We start from the raw sequence: 11,982 nt of genomic DNA, 5'->3' as shown, positions 1-11,982 counted from the left end.
GCCTTGATAAAGAAGATGAAACAGGAAAGGTGATTTATGTGGATGGGTTTTCAAGAAACCCAGCAAAGCACTCAATCATCCCGGACTATTTATTTTTTCAACAGGAAGAGGAAAGAGTTGACCTGTCCCAATATGGTCTCGGTAATAAACCTGTCAGAGGACTGATTGAGATTTTGAATAATTACAATTTTACCATTGATGAAAACACACCTATAGACCAGGAAATAGCATTGGACCCAGAATTGCTCGGCAATGTATTTGAAAACCTGCTTGCTTCATATAACCCGGAAACAGCAACCACAGCAAGAAAAGCAACAGGGAGTTACTACACACCCAGAGAGATAGTTGACTATATGGTGGAAGCAAGTCTGTTTGAATACCTCAAAGAAAAACTTCATGAAACTGATGACCTGTCTGCCAAAGCCTCGGCGCAGGCAGAAGAAAAAATTAAAACACTTCTTTCCTATTCAGAAGAGAACCCGGTGTTTTCAAAAGAAGAGAAACAAAAGATAATATCAGCAATTGATGAGGTTAAGATTCTTGACCCTGCCTGTGGTTCAGGGGCTTTTCCAATGGGTATCCTGCACAAACTTGTTTCTGCTCTTCAGAAGTTAGACCCTGATAACGAACAGTGGAAGGAATTGCAATACCAAAAGGCACTCAAAGAATCTGAAGAGGTATTTAAACAGGGTGATAAAAACCAAAGGGAAGAGCGTCTTAAAGAGATAAACGAAACATTTGACGAAAGTATAAACTATCCTGATTATGCCCGTAAATTGTATCTCATAGAAAATTGTATTTACGGAGTTGACATCCAGCCCATAGCCATTCAAATCTCAAAACTGCGGTTTTTTATTTCTCTTGTTTTAGACCAAAAGGTTGATAGAAATAAGGAAAATTTCGGCATAAGAGCACTACCAAACCTTGAAACAAGATTTGTATCAGCAAATACATTGCTTGGACTTGATAAACCTCAACAAATGTCATTTAAAAATCCTGACATTGAAAAGAAGGAGGAAGAGCTAAAACAAATCAGGCATAAATACTTTGAAGCAAAAACAAGAAAAGAGAAACTTGACTATCAAAAGAAAGATGCGCAAATTCGTAAGGAGATTGCTGATTTATTAAAATACAGCGGGTGGGATACATCCACGGCAGAGAAGATTGCAAAATTTGATTTATATGACCAGAACGCTTCTGCAGATTTCTTTGACCCGGAATGGATGTTCGGAGTAACAGGGGGATTTGATATTGTTATAGCAAATCCGCCGTATGTTAGAGCTGATAATCCAGAAATCAAAAAGCAAAGAGATGCAGTAAAAAAATACAATGCCTATGAAACTTTATGGGAGAAGTGGGATTTATATGTAGCATTTATTGAAAGAGGTTATAAAATTCTTACATCTTATGGCATCCTTGAATTTATTATTCCTGATGCCTATATGACTTCAAAATATGCAATAAAATCACATAGATACTTTTTAGAAAATGCCCTAATAAATAGGATAAATTTTTGTTCAGAATTAAAAATATTTGAAGTGGCGGTTAGGAATATTATTATTGAATATAAAAAAGCAAAAGATGAAAATCATATTCCATTACGAATTAAACATATTAATGAATGGAATAATTTTGTTTTGCTCCCTTCAAAGAAGCAATCAGAAATGGATGAGAATACTTTTAAGATGGATATTGAAAATAATTCTTTTGGGAATTTATCAAATGCTTTAACTTGGGGTGAAATTTGTTATGTGAGTTATGGATTAAGACCTAGCAACGACGAGCGTTTTTGGAAAGGTGAATTTACCAAAGAAGATTTAATTTCTGATGTTCAAGATAAAATACATCCAAAACCTTATATTGAAGGTAAATGGATTAATAAATATGTGATAGAAAAAATAAAATATCTGGAATGGGAAACTAAAAGGAGTCCTAAAAAATTAGTTAGACCAACCTTTCCAGAATTATATTTACCTGAAAAAATAATAAAGGGCAGAATGACACCTGCCATACTTGATAACTCTGGTTTGTTGTGTAATGACAGTTGTTTTGTCTCTGTTTTATGGAAGGACCTTAAAGATGTTCAAAACAGAAGCATTGATGGAAGCATTAAGAAAGACTTTAAAATTAAGAATATTTATCCATTCAGAAATCAATTAGAAGAAAATTCAAGGCGTTTTAATTTAAAATATCTTCTGGCAATTCTTAATTCACAGTTTGCTTATAAGTTCTTAGATTCAATTAGGAGGAGTCAAATTGGTTTTTACCCTGATGATTTAAAAAAATTGCCAATAAAAATAATATCCAAATCCGACCAACAACCCTTTATTTCTCTTGTAGATAAAATTCTTTCAATAAGAAAGGATGACGATTATTTAGATAATCCGAGCAAGCAAGCGAAAGTCAAAGAATACGAACGCCAGATTGACCAGAGGGTTTATGAACTATACGGTTTAACTGAAGACGAGATAAAAATGGTTGAAAGATAGTGTGGGGTGTATAATACTCACCAGTAATTCCAAAGAACGAAGGGGTAACATCGTGTTAATATACTTTGACGAATCTTATGATAATGACCATCAATATTTGTTACTGGGAGCACTTTTTAATCCCCACCCTAAATTCCTTCACCGAAAATTATCAGAGGTAAAGAAAAAATATAGTTATTTCTCTCAAAATGGAATGTTAAGGGAGATTAAATATAATTATGTTACTGATAACAAAAAACTTCAAATTGCCAAATCTGCGGTGGATATTTTCTTTGAGACTACCAGTTGGTTCCGGTGTGTGGTAGTAGAACAAAGATTGATTGACCTAAATCGCTTTGGCAAAAGATGGGAGGATGAAAGACTAAAAAGAGCAAGGCTTTATAAGAAATTTGCCGAGTTGTTGATGAGTCATAATACAGAAAATATCTTTAATGCTGTCCTCCTTGTGGATAGTTTGACAAGATGTAATGGAGATGAGTTTATCGAAATAATGAAACAGGAGTTTTGTCTACCTTATGGAAAACATTCACTCAATTCACACATCCCAACATTAAAGGATGTTATCGACATCCCTTCACATTTAGAGCAATATCAGGTAAATCAAATTGGAGATATTTTGATGGGATGTATTTTAAATAATCTGAAACCGACTCAAAACAAGTTTAAAAATCAGATTAGAGAACATCTTATTTCAAAGTTGAAAGTAAAAAATCTTTTACCAGAAACATGGAATAAATATTCAAAAAGATCTGTGGAAGAGTATTATCCTAAATTTAATATTTGGTACTGGAAACCAAAATAAAAAGACTCAGGTGTGGTAATTGTCAAACGATAGTCAGTCCCTGCCTGACATCTCCAATTACTACCCGAGTCTATAGTTAGTATAGCATATATTAATTATGTTTGTCAAGTATTTTTTGTCAACCAGAGAGAAGCTTTAGGTCAGCAACCATTTTCCCCTGGTAGATAAAATCCTTGCCATCACGAAGGATGACGATTATTTAACCAATTCTACCAAGCAGGCAAAAGTTAAGGAATACGAACACCAGATTGACCAGATGGTCTACAAACTTTACGGTTTAACTGAAGACGAAATAAAAATAGTAGAGGGGGAGAAATAAAATTATGAAAAACATAACAAAACCTTATCAAAATCTTTTAGATTCAATAGGTAGTCTTCTAAACGAAGCACGACAAAAAGCATATCAACAAATAAACACTATATTGACTAAAACTTATTGGGAGATTGGACATCATATTGTTGTTTATGAGCAAGAGAATCGTGAAAAACCAGTTTATGGTTCTCATCTTCTGGACAGATTATCTAAAGATTTAAAAACTCGCTATGGCAAAGGTTTTTCAAGAAGAAATGTGTTGAATATGCGTAACTTTTACCTTGCATATCAAAAATGGCAGGCAGTGCCTGCCATTTTGTCCTGGACACATATTGTGCTTCTTCTTTCAATAGAAGATGAACTATCTCGGTCTTTTTATGAAAAAGAATGTATTACAAATCATTGGAGTACCCGCGAATTAGAACGACAGATAGATTCCATGCTCTTTGAACGATTAGCGTTAAGTAAAGATAAAAAAGGTGTGCTTAAACTTGCATCTAAAGCACAGCAGATTGCGAAACCTGAAGATATGGTAAAAGACCCTTATGTTTTGGAGTTTTTGGGTATTCCTGAAGATTATCGGTATTCAGAAAAAGAATTGGAACAAAGAATTATAGATAATATGCAAAGTTTTCTATTGGAATTAGGTAAAGGATTTTCTTTTGTTGCACGACAGTATCGTATCAGTTTGAATAATAAACATTTTTATATTGATTTGGTTTTTTATCAGCGAATTTTAAAATGTTTTGTTTTAATTGACCTTAAACTCGGAGCAATAAATCATCAAGATATTGGACAAATGAATTTATATTTGAATTATTTTAAGAAAGAAGAAATGACAGAGGATGACAATGAACCTGTAGGTATTATTTTAGGTGCTCAAAAAGACCATGTATTAGTTGAATATGCTTTGGGTGGAATTTCAAATAAACTTTTTGCTTCAAAATATCGCTTGTCTTTACCAGATAAAAAGCTTCTTCAAAAAGCTGTAGAAAAAATTATTATTAAAGACAAGAAACTTATAAAAAGGTAATGGTAGATAAAATTTTTGCAATTACCGGCGATGATGATCATTTGCAAAATTCAGAAAAGCAGGCACAAGTCAAAGAATACGAAAACCAGATTGACCAGATGGTTTACCAACTTTACGGCTTAACCGAAGACGAAATAAAAATCGTTGAAGGGAATGCTAAAAAATAAGCAATAAGTATGTTTAAACCAAACCTGGGCGGCTTGTAAAAGGGTAGATTCATCATATATAGAGAGATTAAACCATTTATTGATAGAAGTGTCAGATTTCAAGAGATTTCTTTTGAAAAAAGGAGGTAATCTAAAATGTCTCTAATAGTTTCTAATGAAGAACTAAAGGAAATAGATGCTTACTGGCGGGCGGTAAATTATCTTGCGGTTGGACAAATTTATCTCTGTGACAATCCACTATTGCGAGAGCCACTTAGACTGGAACATATTAAACCGCGGATACTTGGACATTGGGGAACTACCCCAGGGCTGAATTTTATCTATGTCCATCTTAATCGGGTGATTAAGACGCACAATCTTAATATGATTTTTGTCACTGGTCCCGGACACGGAGGCCCATCTTTAGTGGCTAATGTCTATCTTGAAGGAACTTACAGCGAGGTATATCCACATATTTCTCAGGATGTAGAGGGGATGAAGAGGCTATTTAAGCAATTTTCATTTCCGGGTGGTATCTCCAGTCATACTGGTTCTGAAACACCAGGTTCTATCCACGAAGGCGGAGAACTGGGCTATGCTGTTTCACATGCCTATGGTGCGGCTTTTGATAATCCAGATTTAATTGTCGCTTGTATCGTAGGTGATGGTGAGGCAGAAACAGGCCCACTGGCTACTGCCTGGCATTCAAATAAGTTTCTTAATCCTATCACCGATGGGGCGGTTTTGCCCATTCTTCACTTGAACGGCTACAAAATTGCCAATCCTACCGTGCTTTCAAGAATAAGCCATGAAGAACTCAAAGACCTGTTTATCGGCTACGGCTACAAACCTTATTTTGTTGAAGGGGCTGAACCTGAGGCAATGCACCAGTTGATGGCAGAAACCCTTGATACGGTCATTAATGAAATCAAAACTACTCAGAATGATGTCCGCTCTACAGGTAAGGCTAATCGTCCGCAGTGGCCAATGATTATCCTGCGCACACCCAAAGGCTGGACAGGACCAAAAGAGGTTGACGGGTTAAAAACAGAAGATTTCTGGCGTTCTCACCAGGTGCCTTTTGCGGATATGGAGAAAAATCCTGGACATATAAAATTGCTTGAAGAATGGATGAGAAGTTATAAACCGGAGGAACTCTTTGATAAAAACGGTCGGCTCATTCCAGAACTGGCTAAACTTCCTCCTGCGGGCGAACAACGAATGGGAGCAAATCCACATACTAACGGCGGTATCCTGCTAAAAGACCTGAAAATGCCTGATTTCCGTGATTATGCGGTTGAAGTGCTTGCACCAGGTAAGGTCGTAGCAGAGGATACCCGTGTGCTGGGACGATTTCTTCGGGATGTGATGAAACTAAATATGGAGAGCCGAAATTTCAGAGTTTTCGGACCAGATGAAACTGCCTCCAATCGGCTTGATGCCCTATTTGAGGTAACTGACCGCACCTGGTTAGAAAAAACTATTCCTGAGGATGACCATCTCTCACCCGATGGACGGGTGATGGAAATACTGAGTGAACATACCTGTCAGGGCTGGCTGGAAGGTTATCTTCTCACCGGCCGACACGGCTTTTTTTCCTGTTATGAGGCATTCATCCATATTGTTGATTCGATGTTTAACCAGCATGCCAAATGGCTTAAAGTCGCCAGCAAAGAGGTTGCCTGGCGAAGACCAATTGCCTCACTTAACTACCTGCTTACCTCCCATGTCTGGCGCCAGGACCATAACGGCTTCAGCCATCAAGACCCCGGCTTTATCGACCATGTGGTAAATAAAAAGGCGGATATTATTCGGGTCTATCTGCCACCGGATGCAAATACACTTCTTTTTGTAGCAGATAAATGTTTGCGTAGCCGTAATTTTATCAATGTGATTATTGCGGGCAAACATCCACAACCACAATGGTTGAATATGGATGCGGCAATTAAACACTGCACCGCTGGCGTTGGTATCTGGGAATGGGCTAGTAACGATAAAGGCGAGGAGCCAGATGTCGTCATGGCTTGTGCTGGTGATGTTCCAACATTGGAAACTCTTGCCGCAGTCAATTTGTTGCGACAACAGGTGCCTGAATTGAAAATCCGCCTCATCAATGTCGTTGACCTGATGACACTTCAACCCAAAGAGGAACACCCTCATGGTTTATCAAATAAAGATTTTGATATACTCTTCACCACGGATAAACCAATTATCTTTGCTTATCACGGCTATCCCTGGTTGATACATCGCTTATCCTACCGACGAACAAATCACAAAAATCTCCATGTGCGGGGATATAAAGAGGAAGGAACAACAACCACTCCCTTTGATATGGCGGTGCGTAATGACCTTGACCGTTTTCATTTAGTGGCTGATGTTATTGACCGTGTGCCTAAACTGGGCTATATCGCCGCTTATACCAAACAGTTTGTTCGAGATAAACTCATTCAGCATAAAGAGTATATCGTCAAGTACGGTCAGGATATGCCCGAAATTCGTGATTGGGAATGGAATTTTACATAACTACTCACCGCAGAGACGCAGAGAAACAGAGAGGAAAATATCTTTTTTTTCGTGTTTCTCGGTGTTTAAAAAGGTTTAAAAACAGTTAGTCAAAAGTAAGTATTAAAAGATTAATAAACGACGAAAGACCCGAAATGTACAAAAAAAGGAAATTTCGGGACGGTTCACTTTTGTTTGAAAGCTTGTGGTTAGAAAATGGAGTTGAAATTCGCCAATTTCAACTTTCTGTGAATGTTTACAAATGTATATCCGAAACCAATCATAGGGAAAACGATAAAATGAACCGTCTCGAAATTTCTGTCTCTGGTAAATAGATTTTAATTTTTTCTCTGCGTCTCTGCGGTGAGATATAATAAGGCTGAATAGTTACGAATACACTACTGACTCGTTGCGAGTTGACCGGTTTTAACAATTTCCGGGGTGATAATCGCAATTAATTCCGTTTCATCTTCTTTAATCGCCTTGTAAGAAAATAGTGCACCTAAAAGAGGTATTCTACCAATTAGAGGCACTCTTTTAGTTGTCGTGCTCTTTTTTACTTCAGTCAATCCACTAATGATAACGGTATCTTTACTTCTAACATTCACCTCTGTAACAACATTTTTTGAAATCATCGCGGGGACATTATTAAGTATTCGTGACCAATCAGGAGTAGAAATAGCGGTATCAATTTTCAGGTTAATATTATTATCTGCATCTGCCACTGGTGTAATTTTAAGCTGAATACCGTAGTCAACCCATTCAATTCCACTATTTGTTGTTTGATTAACCTGAGTCACTGTTGTGGGAACAGGTATTTTACCACCTACATTTACATACGCCTGTTTACCACTTAAAGTCAGAATGCTGGGTGAAGATAGTGTTTTAGCCTTACCTTTTTCCTTTAATGCCTCTATTTCGACATTTAGACCAGGCAGAAGTCCTGCATCGTCTTTTATGATACCAATATTTAATCCTTCCTTAAATCCTTGCGTGTAACCTTCATATTTTCGGTCTTCAATCTTACCTTCTATTTTCCACTTAGACCCCAGTTGTAACCAATCTTTTGTGCTCATATCTACAATTTGTAAATTGACTAATATTTGGAGCGGTTCCTGAACTTCAATCAGATTTATCACCCACTCATTGAAGGCATTAGCCAATCTTTCAGCGTTTTGTTTTTCATGTTGAGTTTTAACCTGACCTTTTAAGACTAAAGATTTGCCAACAAATGAAGCGGTAATATTTTCTAAACCTTTTATTTTAGAGATTTCTTGAAGCGGGAATTCCTTTTCTATGACGCGTATGGTATGTTTTTTAACGATTTTTTTTGCCCAGATGTGTAATGAAGTTACGCCTTCATGGAGACCATTAATGAGTATTTGTTCTGGTGCGACAACCGTAGCATCGGCTATTCTCGGATCCCCAATAGCCATTTTTTCTAAATTAGGGACCTCGAGGACCATAGAATCACCAACACCAATCATCCATTCATCGGCATAACAATGCCCGGGGATAAATAGTAAAATAATCAGCCACCTAAATAATTTTTTTCTCATTTTATATCTCCTCTCCTGAAAATAGGAAGTAGAAAGTAGAGAGTAGAAAGTAAAGAAAACATCACTCCTCACGCCTATCTCCTTACCTCCCACCTTCTATCTCCTACCTACTATTTTCATTTTCCTTTGTGTGCCGCAGGGTCATACCCTGATTTGAACTATCTCTAAATCTCTCAGTTAATTCTTCAGGACTAAAACTAATTCTTGGAACTCCTTTTAGTCTTGAAGATTCTACTTTAACCAATATAAAATTAGGTCCTTCAGCCTTTAAAAATTCTTTAAATTTCTGGGCAAAGTCCTGGATATTATCGACCTTTGATATGTTTTTATATCCAAATGTCTGGACACTTTTAGATAAATCAATGTCTTTAGTAATTGTTGGTTGATTGCCGGTGGACTCATAAGATTCATTATCTAAAACAAGATGAATAAAATTAGCCGGTGAACATACCCCAATCATCGGAAGGTTACCCAGACTCATCAAAATACTCCCATCTCCTTCTACGACAATCACCTTTTTAAGAGGTGAACATAAAGAAATACCCAATCCTACTGCAGAGAGCAAACCCATAGAACCCATCATATAGAAATTAGTCTTTCTATCTTTTATGGCAAATGCCTCCCGAGAAATCATCCCGGTGGTAAAAAGGGCAAAATCTTCCTCATTTAGATTATCCAGGATTATCTTAATGGCTTCATCTCGTTTCATCCGATGACACCTTCTTTTAATATTAAAGCCACTGGTTTATGTTCTTTTTCCATTGAGTCAATGGAAAAATTTAGAGATTCTTCATAATTCGATGCGGAGAGAATCCTGTAGGGTATATTTAATAAATCAAGGAAATCAGTCATTTTTGCACCCATAATTAAGTGTTCCGGAGCATCTTTGCCTTCAAAACCTCTCCAGGTAATTATCATCAGTAGCGGGAGATGATAAATGAGGTTAAAAGAAGTCAAGCCATTTATAATATTTCCTAATCCTGAATTCTGGATAAGAATTCCGCCTTTTTGTCCGCATAGAGCCGCCCCACTGGCTATCCCTAATGCCGCATCTTCTCTTGGGACAGGGATATAGGTTATTTCCTTATCCGTATAAATATAATTAAGGATGTCGGTAAGGAGCGAACACGGCACTCCAGACAAAAAAGTAAATCCTCTTTTTTTTAAAGCACTACAAAAATCTTTTGGGGCTATCATTTTATTTACCTGCCAGAAGGTCACAACTAAGTTTATAATTTTCCATTGTGTGCACTTCCATCCAGCCGGATGTTATTTCAACAATGGCTATTTTTTCTCCACCATCAATCATTTCTTGCAAAAGGTCTGTCAATGAAGCCTGTTTAAAATTTGGGGCGGTATGGAATGATCGATTGGCATATTTTATCTTTGATTTTTCATACCAGTCTTTTATTTTTTGGGTTCCGGCGGCAGAAAGAAAAGTTATGCCTGTAAATTCATAATGTCTTTGTTCTTCCGGGATGTCAGTGCCAATTTTTACCGCATAATTAGTTTTGGCTACGCTTAGAATTCTCCTTTTATTGAGCATAGGAGGACTTTCGGCAGAAACTAAATCCATATCTGGTTTTTTACCCGTCCGCTCAACATAAGTTGGGTCAGCAAGAATAGAAATATCTGCCATACTTTTTAAAAGTTTGTCAATCACATCTGCATCAAAAAGTATGTCTGAATAACAGATTAACACCTTCCCTTCTAACTTATCGCGGGCACACATAATTGATTCTAAATCACGGGTATTTTTATAATCATTATTTTGAATCACCGCCACACCATCTAATTGAATTTTATCCCCTCGATGTCCACCCACGACAGTAATATCTTGAATAGAGAGGGTATTAAGGGTTTCTTGTTGTCTTTGAAGGAGTGATTTCCCCCTAATATCAATCATCGGCATAGGAATATCTTGCATAATATCCTTTAAACTTATTTCATCTTCATAACTCCCAGCCGCCGGGATAATAACTTTGATTGGTTCCTGGGGTCGATAGTATTTCTTCTCCATCAACTTCATTACGGACATACCTTGAAGTTCAAAGACTTCTTCCATCGAGGCGATATCTTTTTCAATGGGTTTTGTTGTGCCATAAGCGGCGATGGCACTAAAAGTCATCTCCATTGCCTTTATTGAGGCTCGAATACCATGATTAGCATAAATGACCATTTTTATCCCTAATTTTTCCAATTCCTCAGCGGTAACCGCAGAATAAGTAGTCGGAACTACGACTAACGGGGATTTATTATTCCATGCGTGGATGAATTCAATAATTTCGTCAGGGGTTTTTGATTTAGAGTGAATAAGGATTGCGTCTGCTCCGGCATCAACATAGGCATTAGCCCGGCGCAATGCTTCTTCTTGTCCCCAGCCAGCAATTAATGCCTCCACACGAGCAATGACCATAAAATCAGGATGTTCCTGCACACTTTTCGCCGCCAGAATCTTTCCGACAAATTCAGATAACGGTGCTAATTCCTGTCTTCCAGGAATAAAACTGTTGACTTTTGGAAATTGTTTATCTTCGATGACAACCGCCGCAATTCCCGCAGATTCATATTTTTTAACCATATACATCACATTATTAGAATTCCCATAACCTGTATCACAGTCTGCTATAATCGGGATAGAAACCGCATCATTCATCGTTTTTGCTACCTCTAAATACTGACTCATCGTCAGAATATTCGCATCCGGGACAGCAAATGATGTTGATATTTCTAATCCACTTGCCCAGACGCCATCAAACCCATTCTTTTCTACTAATTTGGCACTCAAACCATCATGTGCTCCAACAATACGAATAATCCCTTTCTTCTTAAATATCTTTCTCAGTTGGCTGGCTTTATTTTCCTTTTGTTGAGACATTATCTTACCTTCCCAATAGACTTATCTTTATCCACATCTTTTATTGGACAGATGTAACTTATCCAGATGCTCCGCCTGTTTTATATCCTCCGGGAAATCAATCTCTACCCACTGTAATCCATCAACTAATTCGTAATTAAAAGGTATCTTTTTAAATAAAACTGGCAGAACATCCTCATATCCAATTTCAAACTCTTTATTATTTATCCTTTGTTCGACAATTTCCTTTAAACAATTAGCGCCCGCATCATCTATCTTTA

Annotated in this window: 10 protein-coding genes; 5 read left to right on the top strand and 5 right to left on the bottom strand. The window is 37.2% G+C overall.

What is annotated here, in order from left to right; genetic code table 11:
• From AB1422_09325 to AB1422_09305, 5 genes are all read left to right on the top strand, one after another.
• On the top strand, positions 1–2,489 hold a 2,489-nt coding region (locus AB1422_09325), incomplete at its 5' end, for an Eco57I restriction-modification methylase domain-containing protein (GenBank protein MEW6619513.1).
• 52 nt (positions 2,490–2,541) lie between these two features.
• The gene (locus AB1422_09320) at positions 2,542–3,291 is read left to right on the top strand and encodes a DUF3800 domain-containing protein (GenBank protein MEW6619512.1); all 750 of its coding nucleotides are present in this window, start codon (positions 2,542–2,544) and stop codon (positions 3,289–3,291) included.
• A gap of 323 nt (positions 3,292–3,614) precedes the next feature.
• Positions 3,615–4,637 (top strand): PDDEXK nuclease domain-containing protein, encoded by a 1,023-nt coding sequence (locus tag AB1422_09315; GenBank protein MEW6619511.1) that lies wholly within the window; start codon positions 3,615–3,617, stop codon positions 4,635–4,637.
• Positions 4,637–4,804 carry a hypothetical protein gene (locus AB1422_09310; protein ID MEW6619510.1) on the top strand — a complete coding sequence of 56 codons (168 nt, stop codon included), beginning with the start codon at positions 4,637–4,639 and terminating at the stop codon, positions 4,802–4,804. Before AB1422_09315 ends, AB1422_09310 begins: the two co-directional genes overlap by 1 nt.
• Before the next feature lie 135 nt (positions 4,805–4,939).
• A complete protein-coding gene (locus tag AB1422_09305; GenBank protein ID MEW6619509.1) occupies positions 4,940–7,306 on the top strand; it encodes a phosphoketolase family protein in 2,367 nt (788 codons plus the stop codon).
• A gap of 377 nt (positions 7,307–7,683) precedes the next feature.
• On the opposite strand, the gene AB1422_09300 is transcribed toward AB1422_09305, so the two are convergent.
• The 5 genes from AB1422_09300 to AB1422_09280 all read right to left on the bottom strand — a co-directional run.
• Positions 7,684–8,937, bottom strand: a complete 1,254-nt coding sequence (locus AB1422_09300) for a pilus assembly protein N-terminal domain-containing protein (GenBank protein ID MEW6619508.1) — start codon at positions 8,935–8,937, stop codon at positions 7,684–7,686.
• Positions 8,938–8,947: 10 nt separating this feature from the next.
• Positions 8,948–9,553 carry a thiamine pyrophosphate-dependent enzyme gene (locus AB1422_09295; GenBank protein ID MEW6619507.1) on the bottom strand — a complete coding sequence of 202 codons (606 nt, stop codon included), beginning with the start codon at positions 9,551–9,553 and terminating at the stop codon, positions 8,948–8,950.
• Positions 9,550–10,041: a thiamine pyrophosphate-binding protein gene (locus tag AB1422_09290; GenBank protein ID MEW6619506.1), complete on the bottom strand. Its 492-nt coding sequence runs from the start codon at positions 10,039–10,041 to the stop codon at positions 9,550–9,552. The genes AB1422_09295 and AB1422_09290 overlap by 4 nt, the downstream gene beginning before the upstream one ends.
• Before the next feature lies 1 nt (position 10,042).
• Positions 10,043–11,722 carry a phosphoenolpyruvate mutase gene (aepX, locus tag AB1422_09285; protein ID MEW6619505.1) on the bottom strand — a complete coding sequence of 560 codons (1,680 nt, stop codon included), beginning with the start codon at positions 11,720–11,722 and terminating at the stop codon, positions 10,043–10,045.
• 27 nt (positions 11,723–11,749) lie between these two features.
• On the bottom strand, positions 11,750–11,982 hold a 233-nt coding region (locus tag AB1422_09280; GenBank protein ID MEW6619504.1), incomplete at its 5' end, for a hypothetical protein.

This window comes from bacterium (assembly GCA_040757115.1).
Lineage (GTDB): Bacteria > UBA9089 > CG2-30-40-21 > CG2-30-40-21 > SBAY01 > JBFLXS01.
Note: the sequence above shows the minus strand (reverse complement) of the source record. Positions and strands in the feature narration are given on the sequence as shown.